The following is a 22,000-nucleotide window of genomic DNA, read 5'->3' on the forward strand; positions in this document are numbered from 1 at the left end:
GATGAGCTACACAAAATGCCAGGCATTGCGCCTGGCATTTTTGTTTCTGCCTGATCGTTCCCACGCTCTGCGTGGGAATGCAGCCAGGGACGCTCCGCGTCCCAATTCCAGAGCCGAACGCAGAGCGTCCGTTGAGACATTCCCACGCGGAGCATGGGAACGATCATGTCGTGCAGTGCGAAACATCGAACACCCCACCGCCTCAACGGTCTGCTCCCTATACCCGCTGAATTCATCATTCACAGGAGACGCTGACATGTCCGACCCTCTTACCCTCAATCAACGCTTCGTCCTTGCCTCGCGTCCGGTGGGCGCGCCGACCCCGGAAAACTTCCGCCTCGAGCGCGAAGCGCTGCCCGATCTGCAGGACGGCCAGATACTGCTGAAAACCCTCTACCTGTCCCTCGACCCCTACATGCGTGGGCGCATGAGTGACGCACCGTCCTACGCCGCGCCCGTCGAAATCGGTGAGGTGATGACCGGTGGCGCTGTCAGTCGCGTCGAAGACTCGAGTCATCCAAAGTTTCATAAGGGTGATCTGGTGGTCGGTGCCACAGGCTGGCAAAGCCACAGCATCAGCGATGGCCGCAACATCATCCCGATCCCGTCCGGGTTGCCGAGCCCGTCGATGGCCCTCGGTGTGCTGGGCATGCCCGGCATGACCGCGTACATGGGATTGATGGACATCGGTCAGCCGAAAGAAGGCGAGACCCTCGTCGTCGCTGCCGCGTCCGGTGCTGTCGGTTCGGTGGTCGGCCAGGTGGCGAAGATCAAAGGCCTGCGCGCGGTCGGTGTCGCCGGTGGTGCCGAGAAGTGCAAATACGTGGTCGAGGAATTGGGCTTCGAAGCCTGCATCGATCACAAGGCTGACGACTTCGCCGAGCAACTGGCCAAGGCGTGCCCGAATGGCATCGACATCTATTACGAAAACGTTGGCGGCCACGTATTCGACGCGGTCGTGCCGTTGCTCAACCCCAAAGCGCGCATCCCGCTGTGCGGCCTGATCGCCGGTTACAACGCCTCTGAAGCCCCGAAAGGCCCGGATCGTCTGCCGATGCTGCAGCGTACGTTGCTGACCAAACGCGTACGCATTCAGGGCTTCATCGTGTTTGATGACTACGGCGATCGTCAGCCGGAATTCATCAGCGCGATGGTGCCGTGGGTGCGCGATGGCAAGGTGAAATTCCGCGAGGACGTGGTCGATGGCCTGGAGCAGGCGCCGGAAGCGTTTATCGGTCTGCTGGAGGGTCGCAACTTCGGCAAACTGGTGGTGCGGGTCGCTCAGGACTGAGTATTTGACGCTGGCCAGAGGCGCGGGTATAAACCGCGTCTCGTTGTTTTGTCGGACTTTTTACCCATGAGCTTCAGCCCTTTGATTCGCCAACTGATCGACGCCCTGCGCACCTTGCCCGGCGTGGGTCAGAAAACCGCCCAGCGCATGGCGTTGCAGATGCTCGAGCGTGATCGCAGCGGCGGTCTGCGTCTGGCTCAGGCCTTGAGCCAAGCCATGGAAGGGGTCGGTCACTGCCGCCAATGCCGCACGCTGACCGAAGACGATTTGTGCCCGCAATGCGCCGATACCCGCCGCGACGACACGTTGCTGTGCGTGGTCGAAGGGCCGATGGATGTCTATGCGGTTGAGCAGACGGGCTTTCGTGGCCGCTATTTTGTGCTCAAGGGGCATCTGTCGCCGCTGGACGGTCTCGGGCCTGAGGCGATCGGTATTCCGCAACTGATGGCGCGGATTGAAGAGGCGGGGACGTTTGCTGAAGTGATCCTTGCGACCAATCCTACGGTTGAGGGTGAAGCCACGGCGCATTACATCGCGCAGTTGTTGCAGAACAAAGGCCTGATCGCTTCGCGGATTGCTCACGGTGTGCCGTTGGGTGGCGAACTGGAACTGGTGGATGGCGGCACGCTGGCGCATTCATTTGCCGGGCGGAAACCGATTTCCCTCTGAATCCTGGGTTGCCTGTACTGACGCCTTCGCGAGCAAGCCCGCTCCCACAGAGGATTTGCGAACGACACAAAACCAATGTGGGAGCGGGCTTGCTCGCGAATGGCTCACCTCGGTCTACCTGATTCAAACAATTCTGTTGAAAACCAAGCAAGCGCTCGGTTAAGTTCGGCGAACCCTTCCGTGGAGCTCGCCCATGCCTGCCTTTCAGGAATACTTCGACCCAAGCCATCAATTAGTCCGCGACAGCGTCAGACGTTTCGTCGAGCGCGAGATCCTGCCGGACGTTGACCAGTGGGAAGAAACCGAAAGCTTCCCCCGTGAGCTGTACCTGAAGGCTGGTGCCGCCGGCATCCTCGGCATCGGCTACCCGGAAGCGCTCGGTGGCAGCCATGAAGGCGATCTCTTCGCCAAGGTCGCCGCCAGTGAGGAATTGATGCGTTGCGGCTCTGGCGGGCTTGTAGCGGGGCTTGGCTCGCTGGATATCGGTCTGCCGCCCATCGTCAAATGGGCTCGCCCCGAAGTGCGAGATCGCGTCGTGCCGCAAGTGCTCAGCGGCGAAAAGATCAGCGCCTTGGCGGTTACCGAGCCCGGTGGCGGCTCTGACGTCGCCAACCTGCAAACCCGCGCCGTGCGTGACGGCGATTTCTATCGGGTCAGCGGCAGCAAAACCTTCATTACCAGCGGCGTGCGCGCGGATTTCTACACCGTCGCGGTACGCACCGGCGCGCCGGGCTTCGGTGGTATCAGCCTGTTGATGATCGAGAAGGGCACACCCGGTTTCACCGTGGGCCGTCAGTTGAAGAAAATGGGCTGGTGGGCGTCGGACACGGCTGAATTGTTCTTCGACGATTGCCGTGTGCCTGTAGGAAATCTGATCGGCGCCGAGAACATGGGCTTCGCCTGCATCATGGGCAATTTTCAGAGCGAACGCCTGGCCTTGGCGCTGATGGCCAACATGACCTCACAACTAGCGCTGGAACAGAGCCTGAAATGGGCGCGCGAGCGTGAGGCCTTTGGCAAACCGATTGGCAAGTTTCAGGTGATCAAACATCGACTGGCCGAGATGGCTACGGTGCTGGAAGTGTCGCGCGAATTCACCTACCGGCAAGCGGCGAAAATGGCGGCGGGGCAAAGTGTGATCAAGGAGATTTCCATGGCGAAGAACTTTGCCACGGACACCTCGGATCGGATTACCACGGAGGCGGTGCAGATTCTTGGTGGGCTGGGGTATATGCGCGAGAGTCTGGTGGAGCGGCTGTATCGGGATAACCGCATCTTGTCGATTGGCGGCGGGACGCGGGAAGTGATGAACGAGATTATCAGCAAGCAGATGGGGCTTTAAAGTCAAAAGATCGCAGCCTTCGGCAGCTCCTACAGGGAAACGCACATCCCAATGTAGGAGCTGCCTAAGGCTGCGATCTTTTGCTCTTGATTACTTATCGGTCAACGCAAACTGCGTCAGGCAGAAGGTCGGGATACCCATGTCCTGCAGACGCTGCGAACCTTGCAGCTCCGGCAGGTCAATAATCGCCGCTGCCTCATGCACCCGCGCGCCCATGCGACGAATCAGGTTGGCCGCCGCAATCAGCGTGCCGCCGGTGGCGATCAAATCATCAAACATCACCACCGAATCGCCTTCGCACAGGCTATCCGCGTGCACTTCCAGAAACGCTTCGCCGTATTCGGTTGCGTAACCTTCAGCGAGCACGTCCGCCGGCAGTTTGCCTTGCTTGCGGAACAGCACCAGCGGCTTATTCAACTGATAGGCCAGTACCGAGCCGATCAGAAAACCGCGCGCATCCATCGCGCCGATGTGGGTGAAATCGGCTTCCACGTAGCGGTGGGCGAAGCTGTCCATCACCAGGCGCAGGGCCGTGGGCGATTGGAACAGCGGGGTGATGTCGCGAAAGATCACGCCCGGTTTCGGGAAGTCGATCACGGGGCGGATCAGGGATTTGATGTCGAAGGAGTCGAAGACCATCGTCGAGGTGTCCTGGCAGGGCTGCAAACGGCGCAGTATACCCGCGGCTGAAACGCTTCGCTCAACCGCGGATCGAGATCAGCCTTCTAACGAACCACCGGCCAGCGCGCAGAGCTGGATCGGGTCGAGGATGTGAATCTCCTTGCCCTCGGCGGCGATCAGCTGGTTTTGCTGGAAGCGGGTGAACACGCGGGATACGGTTTCCACCGCCAGACCCAAGTAGTTGCCGATTTCGTTACGCGACATTGCAAGGCGGAATTGATTGGCCGAGAAGCCGCGAGCGCGGAAGCGTGCGGACAGGTTGACCAGGAAGGTGGCGATGCGCTCGTCGGCGGTTTTCTTCGACAGCAGCAACATCATTTGCTGGTCATCGCGAATTTCGCGGCTCATCACGCGCATCAACTGACGGCGCAGCTGCGGCAATTGCAGGGCCAGTTCGTCGAGGCGTTCAAAGGGAATTTCGCAGACCGAGGTGGTTTCCAGTGCCTGAGCGGACACCGGGTGTTTCTCGGTGTCCATGCCGGACAGGCCGACCAGTTCGCTTGGCAAGTGGAAGCCGGTCAGTTGTTCTTCGCCGGAATCGCTCAGGCTGAAAGTCTTCAGGGCGCCGGAACGTACTGCAAAAACGGAATCGAACGTGTCGCCCTGGCGGAACAGGAACTCACCCTTTTTCAACGGGCGGCCACGTTTAACGATCTCGTCCAGCGCATCCATGTCTTCCAGATTCAGAGAAAGTGGCAGGCAGAGAGGGGCCAGGCTGCAATCCTTGCAATGAGCCTGGTTATGAGCGCGCAGTTTAACTGGCTCGGACATTTCTTTAATCCTTGTGGGAAATCACACATAAGACGTAAGGGTAACCCACAAGAGGACGTTCAGGCCAGTGTGTGGCGCGTCTGGCCTGCCGGCAAAGTCTCGCTGTCCGGACTGATTTATTTTGCTGGGCGCTCAAATCACCCGGGAAAAACGCTGGCGGTTTTGCTGCTCCAGGTAAGCGTCAAACACCATGCACACCGAACGCACCAGCAAGCGTCCCGCCGGCAGAATCTCGATGCGGTCACGATCCAGAGTGATCAAGCCATCGTTGGCCATGCCTTGCAGTTGTGACCATAGCGCGCCGAAGTAACCCTGAAAATCGATGTTGAACTGCTGCTCGATCTCGGCGAAATCCAGACTGAAGTTGCAGATGAGTTGCTGAATCACCGCGCGTCGTAGCCGATCATCGGCGTTGCACACCAGACCACGGCTGGTCGCCAGTTGCGCGGCGGCGAGGCTGTTCTGGTATTCGTTCAGATCGCTGCTGTTCTGGCAGTACAGGTCGCCAATCTGGCTGATCGCCGAAACTCCCAGACCAATCAAATCGCAATGGCCGTGGGTGGTGTAGCCCTGGAAGTTGCGTTGCAGGGTTTCCTCTTCCTGAGCAATCGCCAGTTCGTCATCGGGCAGGGCGAAGTGATCCATGCCGATGTAGCGGTAACCGGCGGCGATCAATTGTTCGGTAGTGCGCTGAAACATCTCCAGTTTCTGCGCCGGGCTCGGCAGTTCGCTGGTGTTGATCCGCCGCTGCGGCATAAAGCGTTCCGGCAGGTGCGCGTAGTTGAACACCGAGAGCCGATCCGGTTGCAGGCTGATGACTTCCTCGACGGTACGGGCGAAGTTGTCTGGGGTCTGTTTGGGCAGTCCGTAAATCAGGTCGATGTTGATCGAGCGAAATTGCAGGGTGCGCGCCGCATCGATCACCGCGCGGGTTTCTTCCAGACTTTGCAGGCGATTGACGGCGCGTTGTACGGCCGGATCGAGGTCTTGCAGGCCGATGCTGACGCGATTGAAACCAAGTTCCCGCAATAGGCCCATGGTCGACCAGTCGGCTTCGCGCGGATCGATTTCGATGCCGTAATCGCCGGAATCGTCATCCAGCAGATTGAAATGCTTGCGCAGGTGCGCCATCAACTGACGCAGTTCATCGTGGCTGAGAAAGGTCGGGGTGCCGCCGCCGAAGTGCAGTTGCTCGACTTTTTGTGCGGGGTCGAGGTGACAGGCGATCAACTGGATTTCCTGCTCCAGACGTTGCAGGTACGGCAGGGCGCGGCCGCGATCCTTGGTGATGACCTTGTTGCAGGCGCAGTAGTAGCAAATGTTCGCGCAGAACGGCACGTGCACATACAGCGACAACGGGCGCAGGGCCTTGCGACTGTCGCGCAGAGCGTGAAACAGATCGAACGAGCCGACCTGACTGTGAAATTGCACGGCCGTCGGATACGAGGTGTAGCGCGGTCCCGCGAGATCGTAACGGCGAATCAGATCAGAGTCCCAACGAATGGCGTCGAGCATGCGGGCATTCCCCCGAATAGGCTGGCAGTGTGGGGGGAGTCTATCGGGGTGCGGCGATGAGGCACTTGATTTGCATCAACCGCAGGAGATCAAAAGATCGCAGCCTTCGGCAGCTCCTACTTTGGAATGTGTAACTCTGTAGGAGCTGCCGAAGGCTGCGATCTTTTGATCTTAATGCCCCATGAGCCAATGTTGATGCGGGCCGGGCAGGGTCCAGACGCCGAAAAGGATGACCAGCAGCCCACCCGTCATGCGCACGCTGCGCTTGCGCAACAGCGCAGTGACGCGCTCTGCCGCTAGGCCCGTGGCGAGCAAGACCGGCCACGTCCCCAGCCCAAACGCGAGCATCAACAACGCACTGTCCAGCGCATTGCCCTGACTCGCCGACCACAGCAACGTGCTGTAAACCAGTCCACACGGCAGCCAGCCCCACAACGCGCCGAGCAACAACGCACGCGGCACACTCGACACGGGCAACAAACGGTTAGCCACTGGCTGAATGTGCCGCCACAACCCGCGTCCGAGGCTTTCGATCCGCGTCAGCCCGCTCCACCAACCGGCCAGGTACAAACCCATGGCGATCAACAACAAACCGGCCAGTACGCGCATGAACATCGCCGCAGGACTGTTGGCAACCGCCCAGCCCGCCAGACCGATCAGCAATCCCGCCGTGGCATAACTGAGAATCCGCCCGAGGTTATACGCCAGCAGCAGTCGAAAACGCCGACTGCGTTGCTCCTTGGGAATCGCCAGGGTCAGCGCGCCCATCAAGCCGCCGCACATGCCCAGGCAATGGCCGCCACCGAGCAGGCCGAGGATCAGCGCCGAGACCAGCAGTGGCGCCAGTTCAAGCATGGGGTGGGGCCTTGTCGTCCGGTTTGGTCGCGTTGACTTCGTCGACGGCAGCGGTGTGTTGCGGATCCTGATCGTCGAACAGGATGCTGTGGGCCGGGCCGTCGAGGTCGTCGTACTGACCGCTGTCCACGGCCCAGAAGAAGATGTAAACGGCGATGGCCACGATCAGCAGTGCGGCGGGGATCATCACGTAGAGAGCTGGCATCTGTACTCCATGCCCGCGCGGCTCAGGCCGGCAGCGGGCGGGTTTCCGAACGGGTGCTGGCGTGCGACGAACCCGGCAGACGAGTCAGGCGCAAAGCGTTGAGCACCACGGTCAACGAACTGATCGACATGCCGACCGCGGCCCACACCGGCGTGATCCAGCCGAGGGCGGCGAACGGCAACATGAGGCCATTGTACAGCGCCGCCCACAGCAGATTCTCGATGATTACCCGACGGGTGCGCCGCGCCAACGTGAAAGCTTGAACCAGCGCGTCGAGGCGATTGGACAGCAGCACCGCATCGGCGCTGGTTTTCGCCAGATCGGTGGCCGAGCCCATCGCCACACTGATGTCGGCCGCCGCCAGTACCGGCACATCATTGACGCCGTCGCCAAGCATCAGCACCTTGCGACCTTCCTTGTGCAACTGTTGCAAGACTCGCAGTTTGTCGTCAGGACGCAAACCACCACGGGCCTCGTCGATGCCCAATTCGGCGGCGACGCTGGCGACCATCGGCGAGCTGTCCCCCGATAGCAATAATGTGCGCCAGCCGCGCGCCTTGCACGCAGCGAGCAGGGCGGGGGCGTCATCGCGCAAGCGGTCATCGAGGACGAACCACGCCAACGGCCCCTGAGCGTCGCCCAGCAGCAGCCATTGGCCTGCTTCGTCCGGCATCCTCGGTGCTGCCGCGCCGCTGAGGGCGCAGACAAATTGCGCCTGACCGATGCGCAAGCGTTGTTCGCCGACCAAGCCTTCGAGGCCGAGCCCCGGTGTGCTGTGAACTTCCTCTGCCGCCAGCGGTGCGCGACCGAAAGCTCGGGCAATCGGGTGTTCTGAACGGTTTTCCAGCGCGGCGGCGAGGCTCAGGCATTGCTCGCTGTCCATTGCGCCGAGCGGGCGGATCGAACGCAATACCAAGCGGCCCTCGGTGAGGGTGCCGGTCTTGTCGAAAATCACTGTGTCGATCTGATTCAGGCCTTCCAGCACATGGCCGCGCGTCAACAGCAAACCGAGTTTGTGCAGGGTGCCGGTGGCGGCGGTGAGGGCGGTCGGCGTCGCCAGCGACAGCGCGCACGGGCAGGTCGCGACGAGCATGGCGAGGACGATCCAGAACGCGCGCGAGGAATCCAGCTCCCACCAGAGCAGGCCGATGACGGCAGCGGCGATCAGCGACAGCAACAGGAACCATTGCGCCGCGCGGTCGGCGATTTCGGCCAGTCGCGGTTTTTCTGCCTGAGCGCGATCAAGCAGGCGGACGATGGCGGACAGGCGCGTGTCTTGCCCCAGCGCCTGCACTTCAACCGTCAGCGCCCCTTCGACATTAAGGGTGCCGGCGGTGACCGCATCGCCCAGCGTGCGCGGTTGCGGCAGGTATTCGCCGGTGAGCAGCGATTCGTCGATGCTTGATTGGCCATCAATGATCTTGCCGTCGGCCGGGAGGATCGATCCGGCTTGCACCAGAATCTTGTCGCCCGTGCGCAGCTCGCTGAGCAAAATGCGCTCGCTCTGGCCGCTACCGTCCAGACGCAGGCACGACGCGGGCAACAGATTGACCAGTTGGGCCGTGGCAGCGGCGGTACGCTCGCGGGCGCGGCGTTCCAGATAACGCCCGGCGAGCAGGAACAACGCAAACATACCGACCGCATCGAAGTACAACTCACCGACGCCGGTGATTGCCGTCCAGATCCCGGCGATGTAGGCGCTGCCGATGGCCAGCGACACCGAGACGTCCATGGTCAGGTGCCGGGTGCGCAAATCACGCATTGCGCCTTTGAAGAACGGCGCGCAGCTGTAGAAGACGATCGGCGTGGTGAGGAACAGCGCGACCCAGCGCAAAATCGTGTGCAGTTCGGGGCTGAGGTCAATGTTGAATTCCGGCCAGGTGGCCATGGTCGCCATCATTGCCTGAAACCACAGCAATCCAGCGACGCCGAGCTGGCGCAGGGCGAGACGGTTTTCGCTGGCCAGTTGTTCGCTGGCGCGGTCGGCCTGATACGGGTGGGCGGCGTAACCGATGTGACGCAGTTCGGTGAGGATCTGGCTCAGCGGCAATTGCGCGTCGGCCCAGCTCACGTGCAGGCGATGGTTGGACAGGTTCAGTCGTGCTTCGGCCACGGCAGGCAGGGTGCGCAGATGTTTCTCGATCAACCAGCCGCACGCGGCGCAACTGATGCCTTCCATCAATAACGTGGTTTCGGCCAGATCGCCTGCATGGCGCACGAACGGTTGTTGCACGTCGGCGCGGTCGTACAGCGCCAGTTCGTCGGTCAGTTGCACCGGCAGCGCTTCGGGGTTGGCCGAGGCTTCGCTGCGATGCTGGTAATAACTGTCGAGGCCGCCGGCAACGATGGCTTCGGCCACGGCCTGGCAGCCCGGGCAGCAGAATTCGCGGGATTCCCCGAGTACGACAGCGGTGAAGCGGCTGCCCGACGGAACGGGCAGGGCGCAGTGGTAGCAGGGGAGTGGGCTGGTCATGGCACTTGTTCCGATGATCGTTCCCACGCTCCGCGTGGGAATACCTCCCCGGACGCTCCGCGTCCGCTTCGGCTGGGACGCGGAGCGTCCTTGGCTGCGTTCCCACGCAGAGCGTGGGAACGATCAGGCACAGGAGTTGTTTATTTTTTCAGGTCTTCGGCGCCCTGGAGGGGTTCATCACCCAGCAGCAGATCCTTGTCGTGGCTGACCAGTTCTTCTTCGAACATGCGCCACACGTGGTCATCCTGACTGCCGAGCAGTTCAACAAAACGACGCCCTTCAACCTTGTCGTTCAGTTGTCCGAGGTAACGGCCGGTTTCAGATTCGCTGCGGGTCAGGACGATCTTGCGATCCTTCTCCGGCTGGGTCGGCGAGATCAGATTCAGTTCCAGCGTTTTCGGCTGGCTGTCGCCGCTCAATCGCAGATCAACTTCGCCGGTAACGCCGTCCAGATGCACGTTGGCGCGCATCTTCAGGTTCTGCGCGAGCAACTCACGATCCAGCGAACGGTTGATGCCTTTGCCGGCCTCGTAGTAGTTGTCGTTCACCAGGTTGTCCGGGTTGTTTACCGCGATGGTCACCATGGACAAGGTCAGGGTCACCGAGCAGGCCAGAATCCCGATGATGATCCATGGCCAGAGGTGCTTGTACCAAGGGCTTGCGGCGTTTGCTGCGGGCATGTTCAGTTCTCTCAACGGATTTGTGGGCCGATGAATCGGCTCTTGGCTTCAACGTGGACGCTGTTGTCATCGGCATCCTTGAGGATGAATTTCACCTCGTTGGTGCTCGATGGCAGTTGTTCGGGGGCGCTCGACAGTTCGACCGGCATGCTGAAAATCTCCCCGGCCGGCACCTTGATCTCGCGTTTGCCTTGCAGGCGCAGATCCGGCAGACCGCTGGCTTCCAGCACATAGGTGTGGTCGCGCTGATCCTTGTTCATGATCTTCAGGCTGTAGACGTTTTCGATCCGGCCTTCAGCGTTTTCGCGGTACAGCACGCGATCCTTGCTGACGTCGAAACCGACCAGCGAGCGCATGAAGAACGCGGTCACCAACAGGCTGATCATCGCCAGCAACACCACGGCATAGCCGATCAGGCGCGGTCGCAGTTTATGGGTTTTCTGCCCGGACAGGTTGTGCTCGGTGGTGTAACTGATGAGGCCGCGCGGATAATTCATCTTGTCCATGATGCTGTCGCAGGCGTCGATGCACGCGGCGCAACCGATGCACTCGATCTGCAGACCGTCGCGAATGTCGATGCCGGTCGGGCAGACCTGAACGCACATGGTGCAATCGATACAATCACCGAGGCCCTGAGCCTTGTAGTCGATGCCTTTTTTGCGCGGGCCACGGCTTTCACCCCGGCGCGGATCGTAGGAAACAATCAGCGTGTCTTTATCGAACATCACGCTCTGGAAGCGCGCATACGGACACATGTAGATGCACACTTGCTCGCGCAACCAACCGGCGTTGCCGTAGGTGGCGAGGGTGAAGAAACCGACCCAGAAGTACGACCAGCCATCGGCCTGGCCGGTGAAGAATTCAAAAACCAGTTCGCGGATTGGCGAGAAGTAACCGACAAAGGTCATGCCAGTGACAAAACCAATCAGCAGCCACATCGCGTGTTTCGCGGCTTTGCGCAGCAGTTTGTTGGCGCTCATCGGCGCCTTGTCGAGTTTGATGCGCTGGTTGCGGTCGCCTTCGGTGACCTTCTCGCACCACATGAAAATCCACGTCCACACGCTTTGCGGACAGGTATAACCGCACCAGACGCGACCGGCGTACACGGTGATAAAGAACAGGCCGAACGCGGCAATGATCAACAGGCCGGACAGCAGAATGAAATCCTGGGGCCAGAAGGTAGCGCCGAAGATGAAGAATTTGCGTTCGGGCAGGTTCCACCACACTGCTTGATGACCGCCCCAATTCAGCCAGACCGTACCGAAATACAGCAGAAACAGTGCGGCGCCGCCCATCATCCGCAGATTGCGGAACAGGCCGGTGAAAGCGCGGGTGTAGATTTTTTCTCGTGAGGCGTAAAGGTCAACGCTGTTGTTCGCGTTTTTGCTCGGTGGTGTGACGTCGTGTACCGGAATCTGGTTGCTCATCATTGCATCCCACGGCAGTGGAAAAATGCCTCGGTCGATACGTGCCAACCGCGGTCAAAAGGGGGTATTGCAGTGGCGCAATGATACGCCTGTCGCTCTAGCTCAAGGGTGCGACCTTTGGTCGCGTTGGGGGAAGAGCGTGAATGGTGTAGCGATTGCAGCAAAGCATGATGCAGGTCAATTGACTATAGACGATGGCTGTTGCCGGTATCGTGACAGCTGAGGAGGGCAGCACAGGCACTGCCCCGTTTTCACTCGCCGATCAAGGCAGTCGGCCACCGCCGAGGCTGTCGAGGCCACCACTGCCGCGCTTTCTATCAGCAGCGCTTTCGTTATCGACGGAACGCTTTTGTCTGTTCAGGTTATCAGTCGTGCCCGCCGAGTCATTCAGTTGTGTGGGTGCACCTTCCGGGATCGATGGTTCGGTGTTCAGGGTTTCGTCTTGTTGGGTCATTGCTCAGCATCCTTGTCTGAATTTTTTGCGGTACTAACTGCGTCACTGCAGTTGAGTCCAGACGTTATCGCTTGTCGGCGAATGTGCCCATCGAATTTCAATTGCCAAATATGAGCAGGCAACCGGCCAGTCACTCATTCCCATGGATTGATCAACGCCACACCGCTGGAAGCAAAATCAGCCACATTGCGCGTCACGACCGTCAGCCCGTGCACCAATGCCGTGGCGGCAATCAGTGCATCGCTTTCATTGGCGCTGTCCGGCACGTGCAGGCTGGCGCAGCGCAGGGCAACGGCGGCATCCACCGGCAGGATCCGCGCATCGAACGCCGGCATGACGTGACGCTTGAGCCAGTTGCGCAAAACCTTGCCCTGCACCGGGTCGCGGCGCTCCATGCGCAGGACGCCGGTTTCCAGCTCCTTCAAAGTAATCGCCGAGATAAACAGGCGAGGGGCAATCACGGTATTGGCCCAGGCCACCACGTTTTTATCGGCCTTGGGTTTGCGCAGTTCGGAAATCACATTGGTATCGAGTAAATACATTCAGGACAGATCCACAGGGCGGTGAGTGATCACGGCACGCTCGGCTTCGAACTCGATATCGGCCGCTTCGGGCATGACCAGGAGATCGACAATGCTTGCGTTAGTGCCGGTCAGTTTTTCGTACTCCTCAATGCTTAGCAGCACGTGGGCAGGCTTGCCACGGTCAGTGATGATTACCGGCCCCTGAAGCGCGGCTTTTTTGGCACTGCTTGTGTCCTGATTGAATTCACGGCTGGAAATGGTGGTGATGGCCATCATGAGGACCTCTCCCGAAAGATTTTGTAGGAACGTTACTACCGACTTGGAGATCCGACAACCTTCAATTGCAGCAGAGCGTCACCATTGGTCGAACACCGAAAGAACCAAACAAAACGGCCCCGCCAATGTGAGTTGGCGGGGCCGTTTTTTGTTTCAAGCGTAAGCCTTACTCGGCGTTCGCTTCCGGGGCTTTTTCACCGTGGGACAAGCTGTAAACGTAAGCGGCCAGCAAGTGAACCTTGTCGTTCCCTTGCAGTTGTTCCTGCGCAGGCATCTGGCCCTGACGGCCGTAACGGATGGTCTGCTGCAGTTGCGCGAAGCTCGAACCGTAGATGAACGCGGCCGGGTGAGTCAGGTTAGGTGCGCCCATCGCTGGCGTACCTTTGCCTTCCGGGCCGTGGCACGCCACGCAGTTGCCGGCGAACAGTTTCTGGCCGTTGGCGACATCCGCTTTGGTGCCTTCCGGCAGCTTGCGACCATCGAGGTTGCTCACCACGAACGCGGCAACGTCAGCAACGCCTTGCTCGCCGATCACTTCAGCCCAGGCCGGCATCACCGCGTGGCGACCGCCCATGATGGTGGTCTTGATGGTTTCCGGCTCGCCGCCCCAGCGCCAGTCGGCGTCGGTCAGGTTCGGGAAACCGTAAGCGCCCTTGGCGTCGGAACCGTGGCACACCGAGCAGTTGGAGGCGAACAGACGGCCACCCATTTTCAGTGCTTGCGGATCCTTGGCGACTTCTTCGATCGGCATGGCGGCGAACTTGGCGAAGATCGGACCGAACTTGGCGTCCGAACGAGCCATTTCCTTTTCCCACTCGTGCACGCCGGTCCAGCCGGTCTGGCCGTTGGCGAACGCGGTCTGCTTGTCGTTATCGAGGTAGTTGTACCCCGGCAGCAGGCCTTTCCAGTTGCCCAGACCCGGGTACAGCACCAGGTAACCCAAGGCAAAAATGATGGTGCCGACGAACAGCATGAACCACCATTTTGGCAGCGGGTTGTCGTACTCCTCGATCCCGTCGAAGGAGTGCCCGACCGTCTCTTCCGTCTGCTCGCTGCGCTGGCCCTTGCGGGTCGACAGCAGCAGCCAGGTCAGGGAAAAGATCGTACCGAGACTGAGGACTGTGACGTACAGACTCCAGAATGTAGTCATTCTTTGTTACTCCTAGAAGCTTGCTCGACGTGCTTGATGGCTTCGGGATCATCCGCGAAAGGCAGCAAGGTCGCGTCTTCAAACTCCGACTTGCGCTTGGGGCTGAACACCCACAGCGCCAGACCGATGAAGGCCACCATCACAACAACGGTGCCCAGGCCACGAATCATCCCGATATCCATCTAAATCACCGTTTGCTTTTGATGATGGTGCCCAGGCCTTGCAGATAGGCCACCAGCGCGTCCATTTCGGTTTTGCCCTTCACGGCATCCTGAGCACCGGCGATGTCTTCGTCGGTGTAAGGAACGCCGAGCGTGCGCAAGACTTCCATTTTTTTGGCCGTCTCCTTGCCGTCGAGCTTGTTTTCCACGAGGAACGGGTACGCCGGCATTTTCGACTCAGGCACCACGTTACGCGGGTTGTACAAGTGCGCGCGGTGCCAGTCATCGGAGTAACGCGCGCCGACACGGGCCAGATCCGGACCAGTACGTTTGGAACCCCACAGGAACGGGTGATCCCAGACGCTTTCACCGGCAACCGAGTAGTGGCCATAGCGTTCGGTTTCAGCGCGGAACGGACGGATCATCTGCGAGTGGCAGCCGACACAGCCGTTGGCGATGTAGACGTCGCGGCCTTCCAGTTCAAGGGCGGGGCGTGGCTTCATGCCTTCTACCGGCTTGTTGGTGACGTCCTGGAAAAACAGCGGAACGATTTGAGTCAGGCCACCGATGCTGACGGCGATGACCATGAAGAAGGCCAGCAGGCCAATATTCTTCTCGACAGCTTCATGCTTCATCAGTGAGCTCCAACGACAGCGATCTGGGCGGCGGCTTCAGCTTCAACAGCGTTCGAGGCGCGCACGGTGCGCCATACGTTGTAAGCCATCAGGAACATGCCGCTGGCGAAGAAAGCACCGCCCAAGGCACGCACGATGTAACCCGGGTGGCTGGCTTGCAGCGCTTCAACGAACGAGTAGGTGAGGGTGCCGTCATCGTTGATTGCACGCCACATCAGGCCCTGAGTGATGCCGTTGACCCACATCGAAGCGATGTACAGCACGGTGCCGATGGTCGCGAGCCAGAAGTGCGCGTTGATCAGGCCGACACTGTGCATCTGCGCACGACCGAACAGTTTCGGGATCATGTGGTAGATCGCGCCGATCGAGATCATCGCCACCCAGCCAAGAGCGCCGGCGTGTACGTGGCCGATGGTCCAGTCGGTGTAGTGCGAGAGCGAGTTGACGGTCTTGATCGCCATCATCGGACCTTCAAAGGTCGACATGCCGTAGAACGCCAGCGATACCACGAGGAAGCGCAGGATCGGGTCGGTGCGCAGCTTATGCCAGGCGCCCGACAGGGTCATCATGCCGTTGATCATGCCGCCCCAGCTTGGTGCCAGCAGGATGATCGACATCGCCATGCCCAGCGATTGGGCCCAGTCCGGCAGTGCGGTGTAGTGCAAGTGATGCGGGCCGGCCCAGATGTACAGGGTGATCAGTGCCCAGAAGTGCACGATCGACAGACGATACGAGTAGATCGGACGTTCGGCCTGTTTCGGCACGAAGTAGTACATCATCCCGAGGAAACCGGTGGTCAGGAAGAAACCTACGGCGTTGTGGCCGTACCACCACTGGATCATCGCGTCGGTCGCGCCGGAGTAGGCGGAGTAGGACTTGAACAGGTTCACCGGCAGCGACGCGTGGTTGACGATGTGCAGCATCGCCGTGACGACGATGAACGCGCCGTAGAACCAGTTACCCACATAGATGTGCTTGGTTTTGCGCTTGGTGATGGTGCCGAAGAACACCAGACCGTAGGTGACCCAGACAATGGCCAGCAAAATGGCGATCGGCCATTCCAGTTCCGCGTATTCCTTGGTGGTGGTGTAACCCAGCGGCAAGGTAATGATCGCGCCGACAATGACCGCTTGCCAGCCCCAGAAGGTGAAGGCCGCGAGGCTGTCGGAAATCAGTCGCGTCTGGCAGGTTCGCTGCACGACATAGTAGGAAGTGGCAAACAGTGCACAACCACCGAAGGCGAAAATCACCAGGTTTGTGTGCAACGGGCGCAGGCGTCCAAAGCTCGTCCACGGCAGACCGAAGTTCAACTCCGGCCAAACCAGTTGCGAGGCGATGAAGACACCGAGCCCCATGCCAAGGATCCCCCAGACCACCGTCATGATGGCGAACTGGCGGACTACCTTATAGTTATAAGCAGTCGGACTGATTGCTGTGCTCATTCTAAGGTTCCACGGTTTGGGTGTTTTATTAGGATTAAAATCGGCCGCAAGTATGCAGAGAGCAGGGGGTCATTGCAACGCGCCATGACCTGGGTCAATGCTTTCCAACGCTGATTCTGCGGCCTTTCCATGCGCCGCGTAAGGACAAAAATGCCCTCGAAAAAAAAGTCGCTGCGGATGAAAAAAGCGAGGGGTTCAGGTCGCTTGTAACGAGGTGTGTTCAAACGGCCGGTTTGGGTGACGAATGGCAATCGGCGCGACAGCCGGTATCTACTGGCCTTTGCGGCGAATCTGTCAGCCAATTCATCGAACACAACGCTCAGGATCGACCTGCAACCGGCATGAGCCAGTCCGCATCGAGCAAGCTTAGACCCGAATTCGGGGAACCGAAAGGCGAGGCTGTTAAGGGGTGCGACAATGCGTCGCAAAGGGGTGGGAAACTGCCGCACGGAGAATCGTGCGGCAGAGGTGTACGCAATGCTTACTTCTGGTTGTCTTCAGTAATAAGTTTTTCTGTATTCAATCCGTGGCTGAGGCTGTACACATAAGCCGCCAGCAATTGCACTTTATCGTTGCCCAGCAGCTCGTTTTGCGCCGGCATGTGACCCTGACGTCCATGGCGAATGGTCTGCTCGAGTTGGGTCAGGCTGGTGCCATAGATAAACCCGGCCGGGTGCGTCAGATTCGGCGCGCCCATGGCTTCAGTGCCTTGGCCGGTTGCCCCATGACAGGCTACGCAGGTGGTGCTGAACGCCTGCTGGCCCGCTTGCAGGTCAGCCTTGCTGTCGGCGGGCAACGGCAACTTGGCCAGATCATGACGCACATACGCGGCCACGTTCTTCACCCCGGCCTCGCCCAACACTTCGCCCCACGCCGGCATCGCCGCGACCCGGCCACCCATGATGGTGGTCTTGATGGTCTCGGCGTCGCCGCCCCAACGCCAATCGCTGTCGGCGAGGTTAGGGAAGCCGAACGCGCCTTTGGCGTCCGAGCCGTGGCACACCGAGCAGTTGGAAGCGAAGAGGCGGCCACCCATTTTCAGCGCCTGCGGATCCTTCGCCACTTCTTCCACCGGCATGGCAGCGAACCTGGCGAAGATCGGCCCGAACCTGGCGTCAGCCTTGCTCATTTCCTTTTCCCACTCGTGAACACCGGTCCAGCCGTCCTCGTATCCCGGGAGGATGCCTTTCCAGTTGCCCAGACCTGGATACAGAATCAAATAGCCCACGGCAAACACCAGCGTGCCGGCGAAGAGCATGAACCACCACTGCGGCAGCGGGTTGTCGTACTCCTCGATGCCGTCGAAGCTGTGGCCCATGGTCTGGTCGACGCTGCCCTTGGTCTCGCCCCGGCGGGTGCCGATCAGCAACCACGTCAGGCCGATCAGGCTGCCGATGGTCAGTACGCAGATCCACGTACTCCAGAAGGTGGTCATGGCCGGGTACTCCTTGGTTCAGGTGCTTGGGTTGTTTCAAATGCCGGGGTAGTTTCGGGCTGTGGCTCGTCGGCGAAAGGCAGCAGACGTGCTTCGGCGAACTCCGGGGTGCGCTTGCGGTTGAACACCCACAAGGTCAAACCGACGAACGCGACAAACACGACAACGGTGCCTAAACCACGAATCAGCCCTGCGCTCATTTCAAAGACCATCGTGCTCACCTCTTGCTCTTGATCGCAGTGCCAAGCACTTGCAGGTAGGCGACGAGCGCGTCCATCTCGGTCTTGCCCTTGAGGCTGGCCACCGCGCCGGCGATGTCATCGTCGGTGTACGGCACGCCGAGGGTGCGCATGACTTTGATCTTGGTTTCGGTGTGGCTGCTGTCGACCGCTTGCGTGACCAGCCATGGGTAGGCCGGCATTTTCGATTCCGGTACGACGTTGCGCGGGTTGTACAAGTGTGCGCGGTGCCAGTCATCCGAGTAGCGCGCGCCGACCCGGGCCAGATCCGGCCCGGTACGTTTCGAGCCCCACAGAAACGGGTGATCCCAGACGCTTTCACCGGCCACCGAGTAGTGTCCGTAACGTTCGGTTTCGGCGCGGAACGGGCGGATCATCTGCGAGTGGCAGCCGACGCAACCTTCACGGATATAGATGTCGCGGCCTTCCAGTTGCAGCGCGGTGTAGGGCTTCATGCCTTCGACCGGTTTGTTGGTGACGTCCTGGAAGAACAGCGGGACGATCTGGGTCAGGCCGCCGATGCTCACGGCAAGCACCATGAGCAACATCAGCAGGCCGACGTTCTTTTCAATCGTTTCGTGTTTCATGGCGGACTCCTCAGGCCATCTGCGCGGCAGCGACGACGTCAGCAGGCTGCGAGGCCCGCACGGTGCGCCAGGTGTTGTAAGCCATCAGGAACATGCCGCTGAGGAAGATCGCCCCGCCAATCAGCCGCACGATGAAGCCAGGGTGGCTGGCCACCAGGGTTTCGACGAAGGAGTAGGTCAGCGTGCCGTCCTCGTTGATGGCGCGCCACATCAGGCCTTGCGCGATGCCGTTGACCCACATCGAGGCGATGTACAGCACGGTGCCGATGGTCGCGAGCCAGAAGTGCGCGTTGATCAGGCCGATGCTGTGCATCTGCGCTTTGCCGAAGATTTTCGGGATCATGTGGTACAGCGCGCCGATGGAAATCATCGCTACCCAACCGAGCGCGCCGGCGTGGACGTGGCCGATGGTCCAGTCGGTGTAGTGGGAGAGGGCGTTGACCGTTTTGATGGCCATCATCGGACCTTCGAAGGTCGACATGCCGTAGAACGCCAGCGAGACCACGAGGAAGCGCAGGATCGGATCGCTGCGCAACTTATGCCAGGCGCCCGAGAGGGTCATCATGCCGTTGATCATGCCGCCCCAGCTCGGTGCCAGCAGAATCAGCGACATCACCATGCCCAGCGACTGTGCCCAGTCCGGCAGCGCGGTGTAGTGCAAGTGGTGCGGGCCGGCCCAGATGTACAGGGTGATCAGTGCCCAGAAGTGCACGATCGACAGACGATACGAGTACACCGGGCGCTCGGCCTGTTTCGGCACGAAGTAGTACATCATCCCGAGGAAACCGGCGGTGAGGAAAAAGCCTACGGCGTTATGGCCGTACCACCATTGCACCATCGCGTCGGTTGCACCGGCGTACACCGAGTAGGACTTGGTGAAACTCACCGGCAACTCAAGGTTGTTGACGATGTGCAGAATCGCCACGGTGATGATGAACGCGCCGAAGAACCAGTTGCCCACGTAGATGTGTTTGGTTTTGCGCTGCATGATCGTGCCGAAGAACACGATGGCGTAGGCGACCCAGACAATGGTGATCAGAATGTCGATCGGCCATTCCAGCTCGGCGTATTCCTTGGAGCTGGTGTAACCCAGTGGCAGGCTGATGGCCGCCAGCAGGATCACCAGTTGCCAGCCCCAGAAGCAGAACGCGGCGATTTTTGGCGCGAACAATTGGGTCTGGCAGGTGCGTTGCACCGAGTAAAACGAACTGGCGAAGAGTGCGCAGCCGCCGAACGCGAAGATCACCGCGTTAGTGTGCAGCGGGCGCAGGCGGCCAAAACTGGTCCAAGGCAAATTGAAGTTGAGTTCGGGCCAGACCAATTGGGCCGCGAGAAAAACCCCGAGCCCCATGCCGACGATGCCCCACACCACCGTCATAATGGCGAATTGGCGGACCACCTTGTAGTTGTAGGCGGTACTGATAGAAGTGTTCATGGTTCCCCATCCACGGTTCAGCCGAAGTGAGCCCGCGCAAAAGACGCGGCGAATCCTTCGTCTGGAGTTATAGGCAGACTAAAAGCGAGGCAAGCATGGACAAACAGCACAAGGCCAGTATTGACGGGGATCAATGGGCGCAGTGCGTGCGTGATCATGGGTGGCTTTGGGATGCTGCTCATGGGGAAGCTGCGGCGACGTTGATCCTGGCTCACGGTGCTGGTGCGCCGATGGACAGCGACTGGATGAACGACATGGCTGGGCGCCTTGCTGCTCTTGGGATTAACGTGTTGCGCTTTGAGTTTCCGTATATGGCGCAGCGGCGGGTTGACGGTGGTAAACGTCCGCCCAATCCGGCGCCGAAGCTGTTGGAGTGCTGGCGTGAGGTGTTTGCTGTAGTGCGACGTCATGTCACTGGGGTTTTGGCGATTGGCGGGAAGTCGATGGGGGGGCGGATGGCGAGTCTTTTGGCTGACGAATTGGGCGTGGATGCGTTGGTGTGTCTGGGGTATCCGTTTTATGCGGTGGGGAAGCCGGAGAAGCCTCGGGTTGAGCATTTGGCTTCTTTGCAGACGCGGACGTTGATTGTGCAGGGGGAGCGGGATACGCTTGGCAATCGTGAAGCCGTGGAGGCGTATGCGTTATCGCCGAGCATCAAGGTGTTTTGGCTGGTGGCCGCGGATCATGATTTGAAACCGCTCAAGGCTTCAGGTTTTACGCATGAACAGCATTTGGCCAGTGCCGCGCAGAAGGTGGTCGAGTTTCTTAAGGGTTAATCGAGATCCCGAACCGGATAAAGATCGGCTCCCTTTCCCCTCGCCCCCTTGGGGGCGGTCCGACGTTTCGGGAGGGCTGGGGTGAGGGGGATCGATTTCAGCTGCGACATATTTTTTGAGTACATATCCATTGCTGCGGTAACGGCCACCTACGGTTTCGCCCTTACGGCGACTCACTTTTTTACAAGCGCCTAAAAAAGTAAGCAAAAAACGCTTGCTCCTACGTTCGGCCCGCTCGCTGGGGCTCGGGGTTCCTTCGCTGCGGGATCCATCCGGGCGCATCGCCTCCGGTTTGCTGCGCTGCACCTCCTCTCGATGTGTTTGGCTGCGCCAAACGGTCGCTGCGCTCCCACCCCCGGATGAATCCCTCCGCTCAGCCTTCCGATGTCGCCCGTGGATCAAGATCCAAATCAAAAGCAGCAGCCGAGCTTGCGCTCATCCTGTTGAGTGGGGCGGCTGCGCCGCGAATCCATGTAGGAGCTGCCGCAGGCTGCGATATTTTGATTTTGTTTTTGTAGGAGCAGAGCTTGCTCGCGAAGGCGGCCTGATAGCCGACCTGTCTCTTGCTGAACGCACCGGATCCCACTGTAGGAGCCAGCCTGCTGGCGATGGCGACCCATGAGCCGCCGAATCTCTATCAGATGTACTCAATCCGTGTGGAAGCTGGCTTGCCAGCAATAGCGACCTACCAGCCAACCCATCCCTAACCGGTGTAACAAATCCCACTGTGGGAGCGGGCTTGCTCGCGAAAGTGTTCGGACAAACCACATCAAACTACTAGAGCAATCTCCGTCTCTTTCTGTCTTTAAACGTAATCCTGTGAGTGCGTTTACATTACACAAACCGTTACTCCACAAGCCCTACAACGCCTTGCGCCGTTACCTACGCGTACGCCAGAATCCGCCGGCATACACGACCATGACTCGGGCTATATCGTTTCCCTGCCACTGCCCATCAGTGGTCGGGTTTAGTAGCCC

At 59.9% G+C, this 22,000-nt stretch carries 23 protein-coding genes; 4 read left to right on the forward strand and 19 right to left on the reverse strand.

The window, feature by feature from the left end; all coding sequences use genetic code 11:
* Positions 1-256 precede the first annotated feature (256 nt).
* The 3 genes from KFS80_RS07195 to KFS80_RS07205 all read left to right on the forward strand — a co-directional run bounded on the left by KFS80_RS07195 (position 257) and on the right by KFS80_RS07205 (position 3,302).
* Entirely contained in the window at positions 257-1,291 is a 1,035-nt protein-coding gene (locus KFS80_RS07195) for an NADP-dependent oxidoreductase (RefSeq protein ID WP_212544355.1), read from the forward strand.
* Between the two features lie 66 nt (positions 1,292-1,357).
* Positions 1,358-1,960, forward strand: coding sequence for a recombination mediator RecR (recR, locus tag KFS80_RS07200; protein WP_008088815.1), 603 nt, complete (start codon positions 1,358-1,360; stop codon positions 1,958-1,960).
* A gap of 193 nt (positions 1,961-2,153) precedes the next feature.
* The gene (locus KFS80_RS07205) at positions 2,154-3,302 is read left to right on the forward strand and encodes an acyl-CoA dehydrogenase family protein (RefSeq protein WP_212544356.1); all 1,149 of its coding nucleotides are present in this window, start codon (positions 2,154-2,156) and stop codon (positions 3,300-3,302) included.
* A gap of 90 nt (positions 3,303-3,392) precedes the next feature.
* Here the strand turns inward: KFS80_RS07205 and KFS80_RS07210 are convergent, their stop codons facing one another.
* The 19 genes from KFS80_RS07210 to ccoN (KFS80_RS07300) form a co-directional block, all read right to left on the reverse strand.
* Positions 3,393-3,941 (reverse strand): adenine phosphoribosyltransferase, encoded by a 549-nt coding sequence (locus KFS80_RS07210; protein WP_024012326.1) that lies wholly within the window; start codon positions 3,939-3,941, stop codon positions 3,393-3,395.
* Between the two features lie 78 nt (positions 3,942-4,019).
* Positions 4,020-4,754, reverse strand: a complete 735-nt coding sequence (gene fnr, locus KFS80_RS07215) for a fumarate/nitrate reduction transcriptional regulator Fnr (protein WP_053118774.1) — start codon at positions 4,752-4,754, stop codon at positions 4,020-4,022.
* Between the two features lie 132 nt (positions 4,755-4,886).
* The gene (gene hemN / locus KFS80_RS07220; protein WP_212544357.1) at positions 4,887-6,269 is read right to left on the reverse strand and encodes an oxygen-independent coproporphyrinogen III oxidase; all 1,383 of its coding nucleotides are present in this window, start codon (positions 6,267-6,269) and stop codon (positions 4,887-4,889) included.
* A 171-nt stretch (positions 6,270-6,440) separates the two neighbouring features.
* A complete protein-coding gene (locus KFS80_RS07225) occupies positions 6,441-7,124 on the reverse strand; it encodes a sulfite exporter TauE/SafE family protein (protein WP_053118777.1) in 684 nt (227 codons plus the stop codon).
* Positions 7,117-7,329: a cbb3-type cytochrome oxidase assembly protein CcoS gene (gene ccoS / locus KFS80_RS07230; protein WP_053118779.1), complete on the reverse strand. Its 213-nt coding sequence runs from the start codon at positions 7,327-7,329 to the stop codon at positions 7,117-7,119. The genes KFS80_RS07225 and ccoS overlap by 8 nt, the downstream gene beginning before the upstream one ends.
* 22 nt (positions 7,330-7,351) lie before the next feature.
* Entirely contained in the window at positions 7,352-9,802 is a 2,451-nt protein-coding gene (locus KFS80_RS07235) for a heavy metal translocating P-type ATPase (RefSeq protein WP_212544358.1), read from the reverse strand.
* A gap of 140 nt (positions 9,803-9,942) precedes the next feature.
* Positions 9,943-10,482: a FixH family protein gene (locus tag KFS80_RS07240; RefSeq protein WP_212544359.1), complete on the reverse strand. Its 540-nt coding sequence runs from the start codon at positions 10,480-10,482 to the stop codon at positions 9,943-9,945.
* Positions 10,483-10,493: 11 nt separating this feature from the next.
* Entirely contained in the window at positions 10,494-11,909 is a 1,416-nt protein-coding gene (ccoG, locus tag KFS80_RS07245; RefSeq protein WP_053118785.1) for a cytochrome c oxidase accessory protein CcoG, read from the reverse strand.
* A 262-nt stretch (positions 11,910-12,171) separates the two neighbouring features.
* Positions 12,172-12,363, reverse strand: coding sequence for a hypothetical protein (locus KFS80_RS07250; RefSeq protein WP_159813746.1), 192 nt, complete (start codon positions 12,361-12,363; stop codon positions 12,172-12,174).
* Between the two features lie 134 nt (positions 12,364-12,497).
* Complete coding sequence (locus tag KFS80_RS07255) at positions 12,498-12,905, reverse strand: type II toxin-antitoxin system VapC family toxin (protein ID WP_212544360.1); 408 nt, start codon at positions 12,903-12,905, stop codon at positions 12,498-12,500.
* Positions 12,906-13,160, reverse strand: coding sequence for a type II toxin-antitoxin system Phd/YefM family antitoxin (locus KFS80_RS07260; RefSeq protein ID WP_212544439.1), 255 nt, complete (start codon positions 13,158-13,160; stop codon positions 12,906-12,908).
* Between the two features lie 169 nt (positions 13,161-13,329).
* On the reverse strand, positions 13,330-14,313 hold the full coding sequence (gene ccoP, locus KFS80_RS07265) for a cytochrome-c oxidase, cbb3-type subunit III (RefSeq protein WP_053118790.1): 984 nt from the start codon (positions 14,311-14,313) through the stop codon (positions 13,330-13,332).
* Entirely contained in the window at positions 14,310-14,495 is a 186-nt protein-coding gene (locus KFS80_RS07270) for a CcoQ/FixQ family Cbb3-type cytochrome c oxidase assembly chaperone (protein ID WP_003175465.1), read from the reverse strand. The genes ccoP (KFS80_RS07265) and KFS80_RS07270 overlap by 4 nt, the downstream gene beginning before the upstream one ends.
* 5 nt (positions 14,496-14,500) lie before the next feature.
* Entirely contained in the window at positions 14,501-15,109 is a 609-nt protein-coding gene (gene ccoO / locus KFS80_RS07275; RefSeq protein WP_053118792.1) for a cytochrome-c oxidase, cbb3-type subunit II, read from the reverse strand.
* The gene (ccoN, locus tag KFS80_RS07280) at positions 15,109-16,551 is read right to left on the reverse strand and encodes a cytochrome-c oxidase, cbb3-type subunit I (RefSeq protein ID WP_053118794.1); all 1,443 of its coding nucleotides are present in this window, start codon (positions 16,549-16,551) and stop codon (positions 15,109-15,111) included. Before ccoN (KFS80_RS07280) ends, ccoO (KFS80_RS07275) begins: the two co-directional genes overlap by 1 nt.
* A gap of 481 nt (positions 16,552-17,032) precedes the next feature.
* Positions 17,033-17,986 carry a cytochrome-c oxidase, cbb3-type subunit III gene (gene ccoP, locus KFS80_RS07285; RefSeq protein WP_212544361.1) on the reverse strand — a complete coding sequence of 318 codons (954 nt, stop codon included), beginning with the start codon at positions 17,984-17,986 and terminating at the stop codon, positions 17,033-17,035.
* Complete coding sequence (locus KFS80_RS07290; RefSeq protein WP_053118838.1) at positions 17,983-18,198, reverse strand: cbb3-type cytochrome oxidase subunit 3; 216 nt, start codon at positions 18,196-18,198, stop codon at positions 17,983-17,985. Before KFS80_RS07290 ends, ccoP (KFS80_RS07285) begins: the two co-directional genes overlap by 4 nt.
* A 5-nt stretch (positions 18,199-18,203) precedes the next feature.
* Entirely contained in the window at positions 18,204-18,812 is a 609-nt protein-coding gene (ccoO, locus tag KFS80_RS07295) for a cytochrome-c oxidase, cbb3-type subunit II (RefSeq protein ID WP_053118801.1), read from the reverse strand.
* Between the two features lie 10 nt (positions 18,813-18,822).
* Entirely contained in the window at positions 18,823-20,247 is a 1,425-nt protein-coding gene (gene ccoN / locus KFS80_RS07300) for a cytochrome-c oxidase, cbb3-type subunit I (protein ID WP_053118803.1), read from the reverse strand.
* Between the two features lie 95 nt (positions 20,248-20,342).
* On the opposite strand from ccoN (KFS80_RS07300), the gene KFS80_RS07305 reads away from it, so the two are divergent.
* On the forward strand, positions 20,343-21,023 hold the full coding sequence (locus tag KFS80_RS07305; protein ID WP_212544362.1) for an alpha/beta family hydrolase: 681 nt from the start codon (positions 20,343-20,345) through the stop codon (positions 21,021-21,023).
* Positions 21,024-22,000: the final 977 nt, after the last annotated feature.

Origin of the sequence: Pseudomonas rustica (genome assembly GCF_018336155.1) — a bacterium.
Taxonomy (GTDB): domain Bacteria; phylum Pseudomonadota; class Gammaproteobacteria; order Pseudomonadales; family Pseudomonadaceae; genus Aquipseudomonas; species Aquipseudomonas rustica.